The 17,940-nt window shown below is 58.4% G+C and carries 22 protein-coding genes; 8 read left to right on the top strand and 14 right to left on the bottom strand.

Features of this window, described 5'->3' with window-relative positions; all coding sequences use genetic code 11:
* Nucleotides 1-76: 76 nt before the first annotated feature.
* From BLIJ_RS02650 to BLIJ_RS02595, 14 genes are all read right to left on the bottom strand, one after another.
* On the bottom strand, nt 77-766 hold the full coding sequence (locus tag BLIJ_RS02650) for an ABC transporter permease (RefSeq protein ID WP_041983155.1): 690 nt from the start codon (nt 764-766) through the stop codon (nt 77-79).
* Nucleotides 750-1,622: a heme ABC exporter ATP-binding protein CcmA gene (ccmA, locus tag BLIJ_RS13370; RefSeq protein WP_012576930.1), complete on the bottom strand. Its 873-nt coding sequence runs from the start codon at nt 1,620-1,622 to the stop codon at nt 750-752. The genes BLIJ_RS02650 and ccmA overlap by 17 nt, the downstream gene beginning before the upstream one ends.
* Nucleotides 1,619-2,824, bottom strand: coding sequence for a lanthionine synthetase C family protein (locus BLIJ_RS13365; protein WP_012576929.1), 1,206 nt, complete (start codon nt 2,822-2,824; stop codon nt 1,619-1,621). The genes ccmA and BLIJ_RS13365 overlap by 4 nt, the downstream gene beginning before the upstream one ends.
* Nucleotides 2,821-3,540: a thiopeptide-type bacteriocin biosynthesis protein gene (locus BLIJ_RS13360; RefSeq protein WP_012576928.1), complete on the bottom strand. Its 720-nt coding sequence runs from the start codon at nt 3,538-3,540 to the stop codon at nt 2,821-2,823. The genes BLIJ_RS13365 and BLIJ_RS13360 overlap by 4 nt, the downstream gene beginning before the upstream one ends.
* 567 nt (nt 3,541-4,107) lie before the next feature.
* Complete coding sequence (locus BLIJ_RS02635) at nt 4,108-4,734, bottom strand: cytochrome c oxidase subunit IV (RefSeq protein WP_012576927.1); 627 nt, start codon at nt 4,732-4,734, stop codon at nt 4,108-4,110.
* On the bottom strand, nt 4,731-5,459 hold the full coding sequence (locus tag BLIJ_RS02630) for a hypothetical protein (RefSeq protein WP_012576926.1): 729 nt from the start codon (nt 5,457-5,459) through the stop codon (nt 4,731-4,733). The genes BLIJ_RS02635 and BLIJ_RS02630 overlap by 4 nt, the downstream gene beginning before the upstream one ends.
* Before the next feature lie 2 nt (nt 5,460-5,461).
* Nucleotides 5,462-6,118, bottom strand: coding sequence for an ATP-binding cassette domain-containing protein (locus BLIJ_RS02625; protein ID WP_012576925.1), 657 nt, complete (start codon nt 6,116-6,118; stop codon nt 5,462-5,464).
* Between the two features lie 43 nt (nt 6,119-6,161).
* Entirely contained in the window at nt 6,162-6,359 is a 198-nt protein-coding gene (locus BLIJ_RS15260) for a gallidermin family lantibiotic (RefSeq protein WP_077323882.1), read from the bottom strand.
* A gap of 176 nt (nt 6,360-6,535) precedes the next feature.
* On the bottom strand, nt 6,536-7,261 hold the full coding sequence (locus BLIJ_RS15345) for a LacI family DNA-binding transcriptional regulator (RefSeq protein ID WP_012576924.1): 726 nt from the start codon (nt 7,259-7,261) through the stop codon (nt 6,536-6,538).
* Nucleotides 7,262-7,474: 213 nt separating this feature from the next.
* Nucleotides 7,475-8,587, bottom strand: a complete 1,113-nt coding sequence (locus BLIJ_RS02615; RefSeq protein WP_012576923.1) for a hypothetical protein — start codon at nt 8,585-8,587, stop codon at nt 7,475-7,477.
* Entirely contained in the window at nt 8,584-9,312 is a 729-nt protein-coding gene (locus tag BLIJ_RS02610; RefSeq protein ID WP_012576922.1) for an ATP-binding cassette domain-containing protein, read from the bottom strand. Before BLIJ_RS02610 ends, BLIJ_RS02615 begins: the two co-directional genes overlap by 4 nt.
* A gap of 16 nt (nt 9,313-9,328) precedes the next feature.
* A complete protein-coding gene (locus BLIJ_RS02605) occupies nt 9,329-10,381 on the bottom strand; it encodes a peptidoglycan-binding domain-containing protein (RefSeq protein WP_012576921.1) in 1,053 nt (350 codons plus the stop codon).
* A 32-nt stretch (nt 10,382-10,413) separates the two neighbouring features.
* On the bottom strand, nt 10,414-11,100 hold the full coding sequence (locus BLIJ_RS02600; protein WP_012576920.1) for a hypothetical protein: 687 nt from the start codon (nt 11,098-11,100) through the stop codon (nt 10,414-10,416).
* A 35-nt stretch (nt 11,101-11,135) separates the two neighbouring features.
* Nucleotides 11,136-11,540: a hypothetical protein gene (locus BLIJ_RS02595; RefSeq protein ID WP_012576919.1), complete on the bottom strand. Its 405-nt coding sequence runs from the start codon at nt 11,538-11,540 to the stop codon at nt 11,136-11,138.
* A gap of 200 nt (nt 11,541-11,740) precedes the next feature.
* Here BLIJ_RS02595 and BLIJ_RS02590 point away from each other — a divergent pair, with 200 nt between their 5' ends.
* The 8 genes from BLIJ_RS02590 to BLIJ_RS14910 all read left to right on the top strand — a co-directional run bounded on the left by BLIJ_RS02590 (nt 11,741) and on the right by BLIJ_RS14910 (nt 17,126).
* A complete protein-coding gene (locus BLIJ_RS02590) occupies nt 11,741-12,403 on the top strand; it encodes a response regulator transcription factor (protein ID WP_012576918.1) in 663 nt (220 codons plus the stop codon).
* Nucleotides 12,400-13,701, top strand: a complete 1,302-nt coding sequence (locus BLIJ_RS02585) for a sensor histidine kinase (protein WP_012576917.1) — start codon at nt 12,400-12,402, stop codon at nt 13,699-13,701. The genes BLIJ_RS02590 and BLIJ_RS02585 overlap by 4 nt, the downstream gene beginning before the upstream one ends.
* Before the next feature lie 63 nt (nt 13,702-13,764).
* Nucleotides 13,765-14,325 carry a TetR/AcrR family transcriptional regulator gene (locus tag BLIJ_RS12990; protein ID WP_025263184.1) on the top strand — a complete coding sequence of 187 codons (561 nt, stop codon included), beginning with the start codon at nt 13,765-13,767 and terminating at the stop codon, nt 14,323-14,325.
* Nucleotides 14,326-14,436: 111 nt separating this feature from the next.
* Nucleotides 14,437-14,736: a hypothetical protein gene (locus BLIJ_RS02575; protein WP_014484614.1), complete on the top strand. Its 300-nt coding sequence runs from the start codon at nt 14,437-14,439 to the stop codon at nt 14,734-14,736.
* A 196-nt stretch (nt 14,737-14,932) separates the two neighbouring features.
* Nucleotides 14,933-15,139: a hypothetical protein gene (locus BLIJ_RS02570; RefSeq protein ID WP_010081572.1), complete on the top strand. Its 207-nt coding sequence runs from the start codon at nt 14,933-14,935 to the stop codon at nt 15,137-15,139.
* A 19-nt stretch (nt 15,140-15,158) separates the two neighbouring features.
* Nucleotides 15,159-16,004, top strand: a complete 846-nt coding sequence (locus tag BLIJ_RS02565; RefSeq protein WP_010081571.1) for a VirB6/TrbL-like conjugal transfer protein, CD1112 family — start codon at nt 15,159-15,161, stop codon at nt 16,002-16,004.
* Between the two features lie 38 nt (nt 16,005-16,042).
* Nucleotides 16,043-16,423: a PrgI family protein gene (locus BLIJ_RS02560; RefSeq protein ID WP_010081570.1), complete on the top strand. Its 381-nt coding sequence runs from the start codon at nt 16,043-16,045 to the stop codon at nt 16,421-16,423.
* Nucleotides 16,416-17,126: a hypothetical protein gene (locus BLIJ_RS14910; protein WP_014484613.1), complete on the top strand. Its 711-nt coding sequence runs from the start codon at nt 16,416-16,418 to the stop codon at nt 17,124-17,126. The genes BLIJ_RS02560 and BLIJ_RS14910 overlap by 8 nt, the downstream gene beginning before the upstream one ends.
* Nucleotides 17,127-17,940 lie beyond the last annotated feature (814 nt).

Genomic DNA, 17,940 nt, shown 5'->3' with positions numbered 1-17,940 from the left:
AATCCTATACTCATACTAACTATGCTTGCAACTATAAGGTAAACCACATCAAGCATAAACATACTGGTATAGCCGGTTAATGCCCCCGGAGAGAACTCAATATCCGCGTGGTTGGCACATACCAACTAATCGATTGAAGCCACTGTGGAAGAATTTCGACCGGATAAAGTACTCCGGAAAATAATGTCGTAAAAGTTGTCAACAACCATGTCACCGGGTCGCCTTTCTTTGTAACCAAAAGAACTCCTCCACCCGCGAGCCCGAGGCCAACAAGTGTGAAGTAGCCGAGAATCATGACCAATATGAGTTGCCACGGGTTAACGTTGAAGGGGATAGAGAATGCAATCCCAAAAAAAGTGATCATTAAAAACGTGCCGATTACCAATTGAATAAATGAGCTAACCGCAGCATATGCAATCACTCGGCCAATAGAAAATGGTGTAGTCAAAACAGCTTCCAATGTACCTGTCCGCTGCTCAGAGGATATTAGTTGCGAGAAACTGGAGAGAGAAGAACTCATAAAACCAGTAAAAAGCGCTCCAGAGACCAGAAACGCCATCACGCTTCCACCATAATTCTGTAATGAAGGAAAACTGTTTCCCTGCTGGAGAAAAACAGCCAAGAAAGCAAACTGAACTATGCCAACAACCGCTGAAACAACACCTAGCATCAAGGAGAGCTTATAAGTTACGAGTTCAAGGAATTCTCTCCGCAAATACAGGTAGAGGCCGATTAAAAAAGAATGCATTTTATCTACTCCGGTCATCAATTACTTCGTTGACCTCGATCCCAATTCGTTCAAAGGATTGAAGCACTGATCCAAGAGACTTACCAACAGGTATATCAACCTCGACCTCGGACTGAGAAATCACACAAGACACTTCGGGAATTGATGCAATGGATTCAGGGTCAAGAGATCCGACTATTCTAAAACGCTTGCGGGCAGTAATGGAGTCTCGAGTCTCGAGATGAACACGTGTCGCATTCCCATTTTTAAGATATATTACATTTCCTGTGGAGGTAGCAAGGTCGGCCACGTTGTGGGTAGAGAATAGTATACTAGCTCCGTCGGCGCTCTTGTCCGTCATGGCTTGATAGACAAGCCTGCATGACTTGGCATCTAGGTTTGCCGTAGGTTCATCTAAGATATAGAGACTGGCTGGCGCAGCGAACGCTCGCGCAAGTCCTAGTCGCTTTCGTTGCCCTAGGGATAAGTGCATGAATGGAATATCCTGCAATCCAAGCAAATCGAATCTGTCCAGAGCCATGTCAATTGACGACATTGCAGTCCTGCCATAAATGCCACGAAGCGACAAGAAATAGCGGAGATTTTCGCGGGCTGACAAGCGATAATAAAATGATCTTTCGGAGTAGAGCGAGCTCGAGAGCCTTTGCAGTGCACTCCCTCTCTTCTGATAAAGATCCGAATCATCAATTAGGATTCGACCCAAGTGTGGGCGAAGTAGCCCCGATAGTGCTTTCAACAGTGTCGTTTTTCCTGTTCCATTACCGCCAAGGATTGGAAGAACTTGCCCTGAATCGATTTCAAGGTTCAAACTATGCAAGACTGGATTTCTCGATTTTCCATAGATCAGTGTCACATTTAATGCTCTAGCAATCATATTCCCTCCCAAAGTGTAGGAGAAACAAAAGGAAAGAAAGCCGGTAGATGCGCAATAGAGTCGGTGTATTCTAGTGCCACTCGGACAGCCAAGGTGCCCAAGTCGCCTTCGAGAAATCCACTGTCAATAGGATTCGCAACAGAACAATCGATCTCTTCAAGGAGCTGATCGCGAATAGGCCGACTATCCTTGTGGCTCAAGTAGGGGTGAAGCCCTAGGACTATTCCCGCTCGGCCATGGCATATAGAGTTATCAACAAGACCGATTACGCCAAGATCATGTACTTGACTGGTATTAACCTTCAGGGGAGCAATAGCGGCATTCAATAGAGATTCCGCAATTATTGGATCAACCGGTTTCAGCATTAGTGACAAAAAATAGAAGGGCATGTTGCCGTAACACCAGGCATACCGTCCATTACTAACGGTTTCAGTGTAATCTGAGGAAGAGTATGGAAGTATGTAGTTTCTCGAGTGATTCGAAATATCAACAAGCTGCCTTATCGCAGCGAATGGTTCCATATTATTATCATGGTTCACATCCGAAAGAATGCAACTCATCAATACTCCCAAAATACCATGCGCGTAACCATAGTCGGTGGTCGTCTTCTGAGCCACGGAATCCTGTCCCGAAGTGGCTGATAAAGACCCGAAGGCGTGGAAATTCGAAGTTGCTAATAGTTCGCAAAATCTACTGCAAATCTGCCGAGAAATCAATCGCAGCCCATCGGACCGGAATCGCATGCCATACAAAACCACGCCAGAGAGTCCGGATATAACGTCGTAATATTCGGATGATATTGGCGCATTCACGTTTGATAAAAATGTCAATTGTTGTCTTGCCTGAAAGACGATCCTCGATTCAAGTTCTCTAATCGCGCCTTGATATCTGCTTCCTCCACGGGAAATCGACTGCAGACACCAAGCCAATAGTGTGGTCCCCCCGAACAGTCCAATTCCAATGTTTGGGGTATGTTTATATTCCAAAATCATGCTTGTCGCGTAGTTGTGAGCCTGAACATCATATCCAGCATCGGGAAATAATGCGTCAAGGACACTTAAATATAGAATTGCGGCAGGAGTCCCTCCGTTAATGTTAAAGCTTTTCGTACGATTAGCCTCTTGATACCGAATGGGGATGATATCTTCGAGATTACTTGCAATGAGGGTCACCTCCTGTTGAATGTCATTACGTGTCTTCATTCCTCACCTCCAAAATCTGCGGATCTTAGATGATTGAGAAGAGCCCGCCAGAATATGGCCTCGTCTTTACGATCAAGCCCAAGGCGATTTGCAGACATGTGTGCAATAGATTGCTTAACGTCTTGGGCTGAAGCATTACTTTGAAGCTGGCAGGATGAAAAACGCGCAAGAACCTCTTGCATTTCGTCGGTAAACACTTCGGGCATATCGTCGGAACTAAATACACTTCGCAGAGCTCTGGCGGCTTTTCTAATAGAATGCCGATCTGCTTCAAACTCATGTTCATAGCTTTCTGCTACGGCAGATACGTAATGTCTGGTGAACCCCAGTTGCTGGATAAGGAAACGCATATAATTGCTTTTGGCTTTTTGTACCTGCTCGGGGGTATCCGATGATAAGCGGGTAAACATCTTAACCAGTTGGGTGCTCTCAAGACACCAGAACGATTCTAAATATTTAAAGCACTCGGGACCTCCATACCGTGAATACTCGGGAAGTCTAAGATTGAATTCGACATCTGTCGCGAGGCGTAGCGAGAGTACCGAATCGCAAAACACCCGAATGAACGTGTCGTCAAAGCTTCCCCGCACGCGGATACGTAAACTTGGGCGACCTTCCTCAGAGTAGCGAACAAAGTATGCTTCGAGACCAGCGTCATCAAGAACATCAAAGGCAGTTGCAAGAACCCTCTCCTGATTAGAGTCGTTGCATAGCACAACAAAGGTAAAAGCGGTTGAACTCTCTAACGGACCGTTTTGACAAGTCTAGATTGAGACCGACGGGCGGAATCTGAGCGACAGGCAGAGTCGCCGTCTCCGCCCAATCAGTCGAAGAAACCGAAATGACAATTTCCGTAGCAAACCTAGCTTTATCGTCTGACTCAGACTTCGTAACACCTAAATCTTCTGGTTCGACGCCTCTCTCTATCCAGATATCCTCATCAGAGTTTTCGATGACGTGCTTTAGGAGTCGAAGATGGTCGAAAGCTGAAGTATCAAGCAGAATCTTGTTGTCTGACGCACCAGCATAGATATATCGAGGAACTTTTCGATCAGCCAAAACTCGTTTCAAATCATCAAGCGTCCCAATTCCCCTAATCTTCTGCAAGATTTTTTGTGACAGCAGCGTAAAATGATGGAGCAGAGTTTTCTAGAACTGCACGAATACCGGGTTCGGATATGACGGTGTCCGCGAACACCGATAACGCGGAACTGCCTTTCTTAGGAAACTTGTCGACGGGAAGCGCTGCAATCCTCACGTATGGAGATCCGAGCAGAGTATATCTAGACACGTTTCACCGCCTTAAGCAGCAGCCATGCACTTGCCATGGCAACAACTACACCGACCGGAATCACATAACCGGCAAATCGCGCCCCGCTTAGCATCCATGTGGTCGGTATAACGGCATGCAGAATCGGCGAGCCCTCGAACATGCCGGAGCTGACCGGAAGGCCGGCGACGATGAAGAAGCCGACAATGCTCCAAGCGACAACAGGACTGGCCCAGAGTCGCAGGACGAAGCATGCAAGGGAAAGAACGACAGCGGTGAACGCAAACATCAAAGCGACATGCAACGAGAGCGGTCTCTTATTGACGATAAATCCGACGGCAAATCCGTACAGCAGAGTCAGGCAGATGCTGACCGCGACACCAAGCAATAGTGACTTCAAGGTAAAGCGAAGCAGGAGCCGATCGTGGATGCTGAAGGAACGATATGAGCGGGGCACCCTCGCATGGGAGAAAACAAGGCCGGCCGTGGTTATGGGAAGTGCCATCACCATCGCCGACTGCGCCACCGCGCCCATGCTCCCGTAACGCAAAAAGAACAGCGGAAGCAGCAGCACGGCCACAAAGGCGAGCATCGACCAACGGATCAATGCCACGCGCTCAATACGCAATAGGGACTTCATTTCCTGTCCACTCCTTCGCGACGGAACCAGCTCAACAAAACATAGACAACCAGGAGCACCACAATCGGGACGACCACCACCACAGGGCCGACAGACGATCGGCTCGCCGTTTCCGCCGGCGACATCACGGTGCCGTTCAGATTCAACCCGACGACCCGTAGGGCGTTCGCGACGTAGGGCGTCGCATAGTCGGACAAGTCGCCCGGCAGAAGAACCCATACATAGCAAAGGATGGCCGAGACGATCCCGGCGACTTCGGGATTGACGGCAATCTCGACGATCGAATAGATCAGGGCAGTCAAAAGGCTTTGCAGCACGACGAAGCACAGGACGACGGCCAGATTCGGATGCATCCCGGTACCCATCAGAACCATGATGACGTCGAAGCATAATACGCTCAGCAGGTTCACAGCGGCCAGAATCAAAGCCCGGAATATGGTTCTGAGCGAGCACGGCTTCCATGCGGAATACACGTGGCGGGGCAAACCTCCATAGTGCGCCTTCGCAACCCTGGCATCGCACACAAAGAGCAGCGCAAGACAAATCACCGGCTGGGTGCCGGTGAAGAAGAAGCTGTATCCTCCAGCTATCGGGGTTCCGTTCGCCGCGCCTGAAATCCACGAACCCAGCAGAAGGGACGCCACGGCTCCGAACACCGCGGCGAGAAAATACCATACGTTCCAGTAATAGGCGACCAACGCGCGAACAGGAGAAACGGCACTCACCTTTACCTCCCCTGATACAGGTCCGCGAGGTTTACCCCGGTCAGATCCGTGAATTGCGCGGCCCGGCCATGTCGAATCACGATGCATTCATCCGGGACTCCCTGAATCTCATGAAGCAGATGCGTGGAGATGACGACGCAGTTCCCCCTGTCCCGATAGGCGCGAAGCGTTTCGGACAAGGAGGCTATGCCATCGGGATCCAATCCGTTCTGCGGCTCATCGAGGAACAGAAACCTCGGATGCGGCACAAGGGTGAGACACAGCTCCAGACGCTCCGTCATACCCGTCGAATAGTCCTTCGCCTTCCGTCCATGCGCCGCGTGGTTGATGCCCACATTGTTCAACGCCGTCTCCGGGTCCACGTCCAGACCCCAGAACGCGGAGACCACCTCGACGTTCTCCCTACCAGACAGGTAGGGAAAGAAACTGGGATGGTCTATCGCCGCGGACATCTCGTTGATGTTCGTCCCGGTGTATGTGACCTCCCCGCTCACGGGCCTGATCCGCCCGAGCAGCGTCTTCATCAACGTGGTCTTACCCGCGCCGTTCGCCCCGAGCAGACAGACGATCCTACCCGTATTCAACCGCAAGTTGATGTCACTGACAATCGGGGAATTCTTGTACCCAATCGAGAGATTGGTCGCCGATATAACTGGCATGATCCACCTTCCAAAAAGGCGTTCCTAGAGACAAGGCTTGCCTCTAGGAACGCACGATGCTACGACGGACGTTGCTAATGCTTGCTTCCACCGGTGAAGCTACAACCATTGTACATTGGGAAGTGAAGCAGGCAAGGCCGCCGGTCGGGCAGCCAGGGGTGCACATGAACTTCGAGGTAATCCGAGGACGAGCGTCCCCCTCAGTTTCCTCAACATGGGTATCAAGGTCAAAAGTGGCCATGACTTCTCCAATCTTTCGAATCTGAACGTAATGGACAGTAAGCAGTTGCCCGCAATGCGAATAACTACTTACTGTAAATAATTGCGCAGTTACGATTCGAACGACTTGAGTGGTGGGTGGGTTGTCATCTGTAGATGACAACCCACCCAAGGTCTTTTTGTTTGTAGTTGGATTTCTTACTGCTTGTCGGTTTCCTCGGAGGCGAGGCGCGCTTCGAGTTGCTCGACGATGCGGTCGTGCATGTTCTCGTCGATCTTGACGGTCAGGAGGAAGACGACGAGGCTGGCGACGATGCCGGCGAGCGGCAGGTAGTAGGCGCAGGTCTTGAACGTGCGGATGTTCGCGGGATAGTCATGTGTGCCCATGATGCTGCCCACGCCGCCGAGAAACGCGATGCGTCTACGGCCCGCCGCAATCATCGCGTCCAGGGCGTCCAACATCGTCTGCGACAGATCGGGCCGTACGGAGTCGAACAGGTGCGGTGCCGGATTCGTGTCGATGCACACGCCATGCGGGAGTGCCGCATGCAGGGCGCGCAGGTCCGCTTCAGGAAACACCGTGGCATCCACGGTGATGAACCCATCGAACTCCGCCGCGCGTTCCGTCAGCTCGCGTATGGACCGGATGAACGTGGGCTGGTCCAATTCCATCGACTCCGCACACTCCGCAAGAACCTTCCGCAGATCGGAGAAGTATGCGTCCTGCAGCTTCTCCCCGGATGGAGGAGCGTCCAGCACAGCAATCGCGGGACGGAACACGTTGCGGTATCCCAGCTCCTCGCATACGCGCAGCACGCGCCGTCGCGTCTCCTCCTTGATGGAGAACGATGGGTCGTTCAGCAAGCGCGACACCGTGCTCTGTGACACCCCGGCCCGTTCCGCGACCTCCTTGAGCGTGGCCATGACATCCTCCCCGCAAACTTTAGTAAAGGTTTTACTACAGCATAACCCGGGATTTGCAAGATGACGGATTCTCCTACTCAGGAAATGACCTACAACTGATAAACTTCAAGCGTCCCGACAAAGGGGCAATGCATAGAGGGCGGGCGTGTCATTGAAAAACATGCTCGCCCTTTAATCAAGGCTTATGGCAGTCTGAACTGGCACCCCTCATGCTCATTGTCTGTTTTTGAAGAAGACGAAGAGTTGGTTGTCGTGTATGGCGGTGATGGCGATGGCAGCTCCGATTTGCGCGGCGATGAGGGCTGCGGTGAGTGCGGGAAGCTGGATGGTGGTCAGGGTGAGTGCGTTGGCGTGTCCGCTGGTCCAGCGTGCCGTGGTGTAGGTGATGGCGGTGGCGGTGAGGATGGCGGGCAGGGTCCATGCGAGGGTTTCGAGCGCGTTGGTGGCGAGGATGCCTTGGCGGGGCATGCCCATGTGCAGGTCGTCGGCTATTTCGATGCGTCGCGCGCGCGTGGCCATGATGGCGATGGCGAACGCGGCGATGGGGGTGATGGCGAGCATGCTGCGGGTGGTTCGCTGCCGGTAGCGGGTGTCGAGGTCGGGGTTGGTGCCGAGCATGGTGTTGGCTTGTTTGGTTTGGGTGGCGGGCGCGGCTCCGGGTATGGCGGTCGCGGTGGTGTTGAGCAGGTCTTCGGCGTCGGGGTTTGCGGGGTTGATGGTGGCCCAGCATTCGTCCCATTGCTGGCCGGCGTTGATGGGTGTGGGGGTGATGATCGCGTAGGCGAGTCGTTGGTCGCGGCTGTCGTCGGCCCAGGGGAAGACCGCGCTGATGTGCATGGTGCCCTGGGTTGTGGGCAGGTCGTCTCCTTCGCGCGCGTGGAGGGTGGCGGCGAGTTGGCTGGAGATCCATACGCCGGGTTGGGTTTGCTCTCTTGCTCCAACGCCGAGCACGTTAGCGAGTCCCGGTGTCGCCTGCCAGGCGTCCAGTGGGGCCGCGGGCATGGCGGTCAGGGTGATTTCCCCGTTGCTTTTGAGCGCACCGGCCGCTTGGATGGGATTCGTGGTGGTGCCGCCTGTGGTGCCGGTGGTTTGGGTGAGGTTTGCGCAGGTGGTCGGGTCGATCTGCTTGCTGCCGGAGATGATGTGGATGGCGGCGGCGCTGGTGGCCCATTGCCGTGATTCGTGTTGGAGGGAAGTAATGGCGGTCAGGTCGAATACGGCGGTTCCTGCTGCGATGAGGGTGAGGATGCCGGCGCAGGCGAGGGCACGTGTAGTGCCGGTGGCGACGTTGCGCCATACTTCGGACAGGATGGCGGTCGGTTTCATCGTGTGTCGTCCTTGGTGTCGATGTTGGGGTTCGGATTGTGCCACGCGAGGTCGATGACGCGGGTGCACGCGGCCCGGGTGTTGGGGTCGTGGGTGGCTATGACGACGATCGCGTCGCCTTGCGCGAGTCCGGTGAGGGTGGAATCGATGTCGTTGGCGGTGCGCTGGTCGAGTTGGGCGGTGGGTTCGTCCACGAGGAGGAGGTCGGGTTTGCTGGCGATGGCACGGGCGAGCATGAGACGCTGTGCTTCGCCTCCGGATAGTTCCCGGAACTCGCGTGCGGCGACTTTGGTCAGGTGGAACGTGCTCATGATGGCGATGGCTTCGTCTTCGGCCTGCGTGCGGTCGATGCCCTGGCCGAGGAGTGGTTGGACGACGTGGTCGATGGCGGTGCGCCGTGGCATGCCGTGGGGGTTCTGGAACACCCAGCGCACGCGGTTGACCCGGCTGCGTCGGATGGTTCCTTCGGCGGGCGGCTCGAAGCCGGCGATGATGGACAGGAGGGTGGATTTGCCAGAGCCGGACGGCCCGCACAGGCCGACGGCCTCGCCGGTCGTGAGGGTGAAGTCAAGGTCGCGGAACAGCCAGGGGCCGTCCGCGAACCGGTGGCCCACGTGCTCGCCCGTGACCGACGGTATTCCGCCGGCCGCGGGCCGCGCGGAGTCGATTGGCCGTGTCGGCACGGGGTCCGCGACCGTTTCGAGGGGCAGGATGCTGGTGCTCATGCGCGTCCTCCTTGTGTCAGTGCTGCATTGCGGCGGGGCATTGGATGTCGTCGAGTTTGTGGCCGAGGGCGACTTTGCCGATTGTCGCGTCGGCTTGTTCGGGTTGGATGAGCGTGGCGCCGAGGGCGGAGCCGATGACGGTGACGGGGATAGCCTGTTTGCCGTCGGGCGAGACACAGGCGCGGGTGCCGTTCTGGCCGGTGATGGCGGAGGGCGGGACCTTGATCGCGTCGATGGGTTGTTCGAGCGCGAGGGTGGCGGTTGGTTTCTTGCCGCCTTGGTCGGCGAGGGTGGTCTTGTAGCCGTCGCTGGCCTGGATCTGGTCGAGGAATTTCTGGTCGCTGATCCTGCCGTCGGTCTTGTCGAGGCTGGTCTTGACGCCGAAGAGCGTGAACGTGCGTTTGCCTTCTCTCAGGTTCGCCGGCGTGGGGAAGGTGATGGCCGTCAGTTGGCCGCCGGTCTTCATGATTTCGGCACCGTCCGTCAGGTTGGTGTTCAGTCCGGCCGTGCATTGGGTTGGTGTGGCGGTGGTCTGGGGCAGCCATGCCACGTCGGTCGGTCCGATCCTGCCGTCGGGGTTGCGATCGCCGGCCTGCGAGAGCAGCTGGTTGACGCCGTCCTTGGTGCGCCACCCGTAGGTGCCGTTGCCTTCGGCGTTGTAGCCGAGGCGGGCGAGTTCCTGTTGCAGGGCGAGCACGTCGGGCCCGGTGTCGCCGGTGCCGATCTCGCGGTAGAGGGGCGTGTCGGTGTGCAGGGCGATGACGGGTTTGCCGTCCACGGACAGCAGTCGTTTGCCGGATTCGACCGCTTGGCCGGGCATGCACAGGGTTTCGCTGACGGTGCCGGCGGCGCGCGAGGTGAGCGATTGTTCCGCGCTGGTCTCGAACGAGGCCTCGACGGTCCGTTCGTCGTCGAACTGCTGGCGGCTGGCCGTGACGGTGTCGGGGCTCGTGGCCGCGGACAGTCCGTCGGGTGTGGGCGTGGGGATGACGAGCGCGGTGACGAGCACGCCCGCGGACAGCATCCCCAGGCCGGTCAGGATCAGCGGGGTCAGGATTCGTGTTTTCATGTGGTCGTTTCCTTTCGTCGGATGCTTGTTCGTCAGCCGATGTTGACGGCAAGGCCGGCTCCGGTGAAGCATGACTGGGCGGCGTCCGACGAGGCGTCGAACGGCAGTCCTTTGGACGCTCCGTCCCCGTTCAACGCGTTTTCGAGTTTGCGTCCGGTGTAGGCGTCATCGACGAGGCTGCTTTTCTTCAGGCATTCCACGGCGGTCTCGTACGGGTCGGCCAGGAGGCCCGGGTTGCCCTGCTGGAGCTGGTAGAGGGATTCGATGATCTTGCTGGTACCCTCGGAGCAGGTGTTGGATGCCTCCATGTACTTGTTCACTTCGGCGTCGGTCGATGGCACCGGCGTCACACCGGTGGTCTGGTAGAGTCCGTTGGACAGTTTGCGGGTCTGTTCCTGCCACCCGTTCTCGGCCATGCACGCGGTCTGTTTGTCGTGCGCGGTCTCGTAGTCCTCGGCGCTGATCTTGCCGGTCTTCTTGGCCCGTTGGAGCACGTCGCGCTCGAACTGGCTGAGTGTGTCCTTGGCGAGGTACTGGTCGAACAGGGCGCTCATGCTCGGCGCGATTCTGGTGCCGGATGTCTGCGCGTCGTCGGCCGTGTTCTGGTTCCAGGGCGTTGAGCATGCCGTCAGCGAGACGAGCAGTCCCATGCAGGACAGCAGCGCGGCGGCCCTGCGCAGCGTTTCTTGGCGGAGGATGGATGATGTGCTGGTGGTCATGGTGGTTTCCCCTTCCATCGGCTGGTGCGGTCTGTTTACTTGGTGTTGAAGTCGGGATCGTGGTAGTCGGGCACCTTGGCTTGGCATTCCTTGATGGCCTTGTCCCGGTCACCGTCCGTGGACCCCGAGGACACCGAGCCGGAGCCGTCGCCGGTCCATTGGAGCACGACCCAGTTGCCGTCCATGATCTGCGCGGGCACTCCCGCCGCCGTGAGACAGTCGCGGTATCGTTCGGCGGCCTGTTTCGAGGCCGGGTTCGATCCCTGCGGCGCGTCGCCGCCCTGGCTGTCGGTCTTCGGCGCCGCGTCCTGCGACGTCGTCGCGGAGGGCGCGCCGGATGACTGCGACGACTGCTGTTGGCCGCATGCCGACAATGGCGCGGCCAGCGCGGCGGCCAGCGCCGCGGCCGCCGACAGTCTGAATACGGATGTGGTTCGCATGTGTTCCTCCCTTGCATGGGTTCGCCGCTGCCGGGGCGATGCTTTGGCCCGGCGGTTGCCGGACGATGCCCATTACAGCCGGCTCTCCGTGTGCGATGGGTGCGTGTCGCGCTCACCTAACGCACACCCACGCCGACCACAATGGAGAACGCGAAGGCAATCGCATGAAGGCCATGAATCGGAATCGGAGGCAACGAAATATGGCGAGGATCCTGATCGTCGAGGACGACGCCGACTTGTCGGCCGTGCTGGACGACTGTCTCAGGCACGAGGGGTACGCGACCGGACTGGCAGGCACCGGCGTCGAGGCGCTGGACCTGCTCTCACGGGGGGAATACGACGTGATGCTCCTCGACCGTGATCTGCCCGTGCTCTCCGGAGACGAGGTCATGCGCACCGCGGACAGGCTGCGCATCCCCGTACGCACGCTCATGCTCACCGCGGCCGGCAGCATCGAGGACCGCGTGCACGGCCTTGACCTCGGAGCCGACGACTACCTGCCCAAACCGTTCGCCTACCCCGAACTCCTCGCCCGCATCCGCGCGCTCCTGCGCCGAGGCGACGCCGACGACGCGCCCACCGTGATCTCACGGGGACGGCTGTCCGTCGATACCGTGAGACGGCTCGCCTACGCGGACGGCCGGCCTCTCGACCTCGCACCCCGCGAATACTCGCTCCTGGAGGAACTGCTGCGCGCCGACGGCGGGTGGATCAACACCCGCGCCCTTCTCGAATCCCTGTGGCCGTCCGAGGCGCACGACCAGCCCGACCTCGTCAAGACCGCCGTCTACTCGCTACGACGCAAACTGCCCGACCCCTCGCTCATCGCCTCGTCGCGCGGAGAGGGATACCGCATACCATGACCGACACCGACACGACCAACCGGCCGGCCGGGCACGCCGCGCGCCCGCGCAAACCCGCCAGCTTCCGCATCCGCCTCGCCGTCACCGTCGGACTGCTCCTGCTCGGCATGCTCCTCGCCGTGATCCTCGTACAGAACATCTCGCTCGACTGGGCGTTCCAGCATCAGGTGGACACCATCTCCACAGGCAGCAACCAGAACACCATCACGACGGAACCTGCCACGCCCCAGGACGGGGTTCCCGGCACGGCCGACTCATGTAACGCGGATCCCTGCGACGTGACCGGTGCCATTCTCTCTCCGACCGCCGGGCAGACCGGCACGGAGGGCGTGGTGCTCACCGTCAGGGACGGCGTCGTGCAATGGATGCGCTACGGATCGCTCGCCGTGTTCGCCGTATCCGCGCTCCTGGCCGTGCTCCTCGTCTGGAACCTGTCGGGCAAACTCACCGCACACCTCGACTCCATCAGCCGCCAGACCGGCCAACTCGACCCCGACCATCCCGCCGGGCGCATCAGCCTCGATCATCCCGACGCCGAGACCGCCGGCCTAGCCGACGCGCTCAACACGATGCTCGACCGCATCGAGCAATCCAACGAACTGCAACGATCGTTCATCCGCAACGCCAGCCACGAACTGAAAACACCGATCACGACCATCGGCACCAGCCTCGAAGCGCTCATGGCCCAGGACCGGTTCCCCGAGGACGTCAAACCAGCCATCAGCCACGCCATCGAAGCGAACCGCAAAAGCAGTGAACTCATCAACAGTCTGCTCGAACTCTCCCGCATCCAGACCGTGCCCGACACCAGCACGGAAACCGTGGACCCCGCCCGCATCGTACGCGACACGCTCGAAACCCACCGCGAACAGGCACAGGCACGTCACCTGCGCATCGACGCCGACGGACTCGCCGCATACCACGGCCCCTTCATCGAGACGAACCCGCGCTACCTCTCGCTCGCTGTGGACAACCTGATACGCAACGCCATCATCCACAACACCGACCACGGCGCCATCACCTGCACCATCCACGACGACAAGCAGCACGTCACCATCAGCATCACCAACACCACAAAACAGCCGGACCACCCCGAAGCCACGGCCGACCTCATCCAACCATTCCACCGAGGAGACGCAACCCGCATGGCCAACCAACCTGGCCACGGCCTCGGACTATCCATCACCAAAGCCTGCACAGACGCCATCGGCGCCAGCCTCAACATCAGCCGTCCCACAGCCGATGTATTCCGCGCCGGAATCATGCTAAATCGACATATCGGCATGCCCATTAGATGATTTATTCACGATAAGATATCCTTACTCATACTGACTGATTAGTCAATGAATGCGAGGATATCGATGAATAGTGCGGAACGGAGACGTAGAACGCGCGAAGCCCTGCTCGAAGCCGCGGCTCTCGAATTTGAAACACAGGGATATGCGAAGACCACATTGCAGGGCGTCGCTGACCGACTTGGTTTGACGCGTGGCACAGTGCTGTTCCATTTTCACACGAAGGAAGCATTACGGGATACGCTTATCCAATGGTGCGATGAGCGCCTGTGCGCAAAAGTGTCCCAATGTAGCGGCAGAAGCGATTTCGCTCGGATTCTCGCCGCGATTGCTGACATGCACTATGAAGATGCGCGAATACGTTCCGGATTGCTGCTGCATGAAGAAAAAGCCCGAGCGGAGAACGCGGGGCACATGAAGTGGGAGGAAGCACTTGAACTAGTCTTGTTTGGGCAGCTCAACGACGCCCATGACAGCATTAAGGCAGGAGCCCTAATCGATATGTACATCGCCGTCATAAGGTCCGATCGATGGAAGAATAAGCAGCAGCTCCGTCAGGCTCTTGATTTCTATCTGTCCCTAACCGGTCTGAGCAAAGCGGCTGAACTCTCTGATAACAGGCTATAAGGGAATCGTATGGCAAGAATCAACGATTCTTGTTGACTGACTAGTCAGTCAATGCATATTATGGGAGCACCAACCGGAAAGGTTGGACAACCCAGGGAGGAAGGAACTCCCATGAACACCACCGCCAAAAGCAAAATCGGTCTGCTGGGCAAAGTCGGAGCCGTCGCCGCAGCTGCGGCAGCCGTGATGGCTTTCACCGTTCCTGCCGCTAACGCGGCCGGAACCTACGCTCTCCATGCCGGCACGGACTATGCCTTGGCCCAGACTTGGACCAACGGAGGAACCCAAGGTCGCTCCTATGCGCAGCATGGTAGGCGCGTAGCAAGCACCGTGTGGACTCTGCAGTCCAGCCGCGCATACGCCGATGACGGGTACTCGACCAGCTATCACGCTCAGGTCTGGTTCCGCTGAATTTGACTCTATGAATCGAGGAGGCGAGCTTTGCTCGCCTCCTTCTTTATTCGTCCTGATCAAAACGGTCTCACCGCACATAAAGGACAACGAGACCATTCTTGTCCGCCGCTATTCCGCCGGCTTTCCCTGACGATGGGTGTCAACGGAGACCGTTGCCTGTCGGGCTCCTTGATCGTCATCAGAGGAGGCCGTCGTGGATTTGTTGAATCAGGTGCTTCAGTTGTTCGTCAGGTTCGCCACCATCGGTGGTGGCCTGTGGCTGGTGTGGGGCGCCGTCACATTCGGCGGCGGCCTGAAGGATCATAACGGGCCGCAGACGCAGTCGGGGTTGTGGCAGATCGTGGGCGGGGGCATGATCATCGCGGCCGCGCAGGTCTTCAACGCGGTCGCGTTGGGTTGAGTCGGTTCGGGGGCGTGTTGTGGAGGACTTCATCGTGGCGATGCTCAACATGATCGGCGGCGGCGGTGCCGGTTCGGTCACGGCCGGATTGTTGTCCCAGGCGCCGGAGACGTGGAATCCCGCCCTTTACCAGTTGGCGGTGAGCGTGCATGAGGTGGCGGTCAAGCCTTTGACGTCGGTGGTGCTCGCGGTCATGTTCACGTTGGAGCTGGCGCGCAACTCGACTCGTATCGAGGCGGACCGTGATCTGGGCGTGAAGATCGTGGCGGGAACCATGTTCAGGATCGCGTTGGTGTTCATCGCCGTGCGGAACGCCGGTCTGTTCATCGGCATGTTCAACCGGGTCACGCAGTTCCTTATGCAGGGCGTGTCCTCGCAGATGTCCTTTGAGGTGGCGGGCGAGGGTGGCCAGTTGGGCGATCTGATGCGCGACCAGATCCGTGATGCAGGTGTGATGGGGCAGGCGGCGTTGTTCTTTCTGCTGGTGATCCCGTGGTTGTTGTCCCAGTTGGCGTCGGTGGTGTTCACGGTGGTGCTGTATGTGCGGTTCATCGAGTTGTATGCGTTGACGGCGTTTCAGTCGTTGCCGTTCGCGTTTCTGGTGCATGAGGATACCAAGCCGATCGGCGTGGGTTTCTTCAAGTCGTATGCGCGTACGTCGGTGAATGCGGTGTGCGTGTTCGTCTGTCTGGTGTTCTATCAGCGGATCGTGGTCGATGCCGTGAGGATCCCGGATTCCGCGGACAAGGGCATGGTGTCGTGGGTGACGGGCAATTTCGGCAATCTCATGATGGCGGGCATCCTGCTGTTCTTCGTGATCGCGGTGAGCCAGCGTGTCAGCCGCGCCATAGCAGGCGGCGAATAGCCGCATCGGAACCGGGGCCAATCGGAAAGGATTCTTTCATGTTGCAGATGCGCGTGTATAAGGAGATCGCCAATGTCGAGGCGAAGGTGATGTGGGGGCTGGGCTGGCGTCAACTGGCGGCCGCCGCGTGCATGCTCGTCCTGGGCGGCGGGGAGGCGGCGTTGTTCTGGTCGTTGGGGCTGACGGACCTAGGCTCGTATCTGCTGTTCGTGGTGTGTCTGCCGTTCGCGCTGTGGGGCTGGTGGCGTCCGAAGGGACTGAAGCCGGAACGGTATCTGGGATACATGCTGCGCCAACGTTTCGGCCCGAAGGTGTATCCGCTCGAACCCCATGTTCCCGCGAGATTCCCCGGCAAACCGTCGTTGAAGGAGAAGACCCGTAGACGAATCGGAGGAAGGAAGGCACGTCGTCATGTCTGACATCAACGGCAGCAAAGCGGTCAAAGGCAACGACAAGCGACATGGAAAGGCCGGAAACCGGCGCTCCGGGAATCGTCGCATACCTCGTTCGTCGAAGGAGCTGCTTGGCTATGATTCGATGCTGTCCAACGGGATCGCGTATCTGGGCGGCGACCGGTGGAGCGTGTCGCTGCGGATCAGCGACATCAACTATCAGGTCGCGACCCAGGACCAGCAGCTGGACGTCGTGGACCGGTGGGGACGTTTCCTGAACTCGGTCGGCGAGAACATGGGTGTCCAGATCACGGTCGCCACACGCATGCTGGATCCCGAGGAGGTGACGCGCAGCATCGCCATGCCCCTACGGGGCGACATGCTGGATGGGTTGCGCGGGGACTTCAACCGCAATGTGCGCCGGCGTCTCGCCGGCCGTTCGCCCCGGCCGGGTGAATCCGCGGGGACGCCCGACGCTCAGCGTCGTCGTCCCGCCCATGCGGGGCGGATGCCGTGCTCGCCGGCCGCGAGCACGAGGGTCGCCAGCGAACAGTCCTCGTCCAAGGCCAAGGCCTTGAGCGCGCGCACCGCGGCCACGGTCGAACGGTCGGCCATCCACATCAGGTACGCGCACGCCGCCATCGGCTGTGCCTCGTACCCGTCCGGCGCGTCGGCCGTCACCGATTCCAGCAACGCCGTCGCCCGCCCCCAGCGCCGCATGTCCGGCTGACAGTCGGCGTCCTCGAACGCCCGTGACAGTTCGCGCGTGACCACGGCCGCCGACTCCATCGAATGCGGCCGGGCGTACAGCATGTGCAGTTCGTCGCCGTCCATCTCGCGCAACGCGGCGAGTATCAGCGCGTCCCGCATGCTCAGGCACTCGGTCGCCAGCACCGCCAGCGTGACGCGCTCCTCATGGGAGAAACCGCCCCCGTCGCGCGACAGCAGGCCGTTCCACCTGTCCATCAGGGGCGCGAACCACTTGTCGGCCGCCTTCTCGGGGCCAAGCTCCCGCCGGTCCTTACGGAACCCGCCGCATACGCGCTCCGCCAATCATGTTCCCGTAGTGCGGGTGTCCACCATGTCGTTCATGTCCATCGGTCCTTTCCGTGTGGTTTCCATTTCGGACACCACCCGCCTGCCATGCGCGCAGGCGGAGCGGCACGGGACACGGCGCAGGAAGCGAAGACGGAGCGCATGGCATGCTGGTGGTGGCCGCAAACCCCTCGTCAGATTCCACGCGGCCCACCCGCCGCGAGCATGCGAGCGGCCAGACAACACCGTCATGCGCGCAGCGCATGGCCTAAGGCTGCGTTCCCACGCCGATGAAGGAGAGTATGTCGAACGGGCTTTGCCCGGAAGCATTCTCTTCTGAATCGACATGAATGACGCACTGTCCTCTTTAGATGACAAAACCGTCGCATGAAACAATATGGACATTCCAATGTTGCAGCTTTGCTATAATCAGATGCTCGAGAGTAAGGAGTGATAGCAACTCTATCTGTGTCTCATGCATGAGACACAGATACTTTGTGTTATCATAT

The sequence above is a fragment of the Bifidobacterium longum subsp. infantis ATCC 15697 = JCM 1222 = DSM 20088 genome (assembly GCF_000269965.1).
Taxonomy (GTDB): domain Bacteria; phylum Actinomycetota; class Actinomycetes; order Actinomycetales; family Bifidobacteriaceae; genus Bifidobacterium; species Bifidobacterium infantis.
Note: the sequence above shows the minus strand (reverse complement) of the source record. Positions and strands in the feature narration are given on the sequence as shown.

Coding starts and splice junctions, on each gene's coding strand:
- BLIJ_RS02650 (WP_041983155.1), bottom strand. CDS start 766: ATGACCGGAGTAGATAAAATGCATTCTTTTTTAATCGGCCTCTACCTG.
- ccmA (WP_012576930.1), bottom strand. CDS start 1,622: ATGATTGCTAGAGCATTAAATGTGACACTGATCTATGGAAAATCGAGA.
- BLIJ_RS13365 (WP_012576929.1), bottom strand. CDS start 2,824: ATGAAGACACGTAATGACATTCAACAGGAGGTGACCCTCATTGCAAGT.
- BLIJ_RS02635 (WP_012576927.1), bottom strand. CDS start 4,734: ATGAAGTCCCTATTGCGTATTGAGCGCGTGGCATTGATCCGTTGGTCG.
- BLIJ_RS02625 (WP_012576925.1), bottom strand. CDS start 6,118: ATGCCAGTTATATCGGCGACCAATCTCTCGATTGGGTACAAGAATTCC.
- BLIJ_RS15260 (WP_077323882.1), bottom strand. CDS start 6,359: ATGGCCACTTTTGACCTTGATACCCATGTTGAGGAAACTGAGGGGGAC.
- BLIJ_RS15345 (WP_012576924.1), bottom strand. CDS start 7,261: ATGGCCACGCTCAAGGAGGTCGCGGAACGGGCCGGGGTGTCACAGAGC.
- BLIJ_RS02615 (WP_012576923.1), bottom strand. CDS start 8,587: ATGAAACCGACCGCCATCCTGTCCGAAGTATGGCGCAACGTCGCCACC.
- BLIJ_RS02610 (WP_012576922.1), bottom strand. CDS start 9,312: ATGAGCACCAGCATCCTGCCCCTCGAAACGGTCGCGGACCCCGTGCCG.
- BLIJ_RS02605 (WP_012576921.1), bottom strand. CDS start 10,381: ATGAAAACACGAATCCTGACCCCGCTGATCCTGACCGGCCTGGGGATG.
- BLIJ_RS02600 (WP_012576920.1), bottom strand. CDS start 11,100: ATGACCACCAGCACATCATCCATCCTCCGCCAAGAAACGCTGCGCAGG.
- BLIJ_RS02595 (WP_012576919.1), bottom strand. CDS start 11,540: ATGCGAACCACATCCGTATTCAGACTGTCGGCGGCCGCGGCGCTGGCC.
- BLIJ_RS02590 (WP_012576918.1), top strand. CDS start 11,741: ATGGCGAGGATCCTGATCGTCGAGGACGACGCCGACTTGTCGGCCGTG.
- BLIJ_RS02585 (WP_012576917.1), top strand. CDS start 12,400: ATGACCGACACCGACACGACCAACCGGCCGGCCGGGCACGCCGCGCGC.
- BLIJ_RS12990 (WP_025263184.1), top strand. CDS start 13,765: ATGAATAGTGCGGAACGGAGACGTAGAACGCGCGAAGCCCTGCTCGAA.
- BLIJ_RS02575 (WP_014484614.1), top strand. CDS start 14,437: ATGAACACCACCGCCAAAAGCAAAATCGGTCTGCTGGGCAAAGTCGGA.
- BLIJ_RS02560 (WP_010081570.1), top strand. CDS start 16,043: ATGTTGCAGATGCGCGTGTATAAGGAGATCGCCAATGTCGAGGCGAAG.
- BLIJ_RS14910 (WP_014484613.1), top strand. CDS start 16,416: ATGTCTGACATCAACGGCAGCAAAGCGGTCAAAGGCAACGACAAGCGA.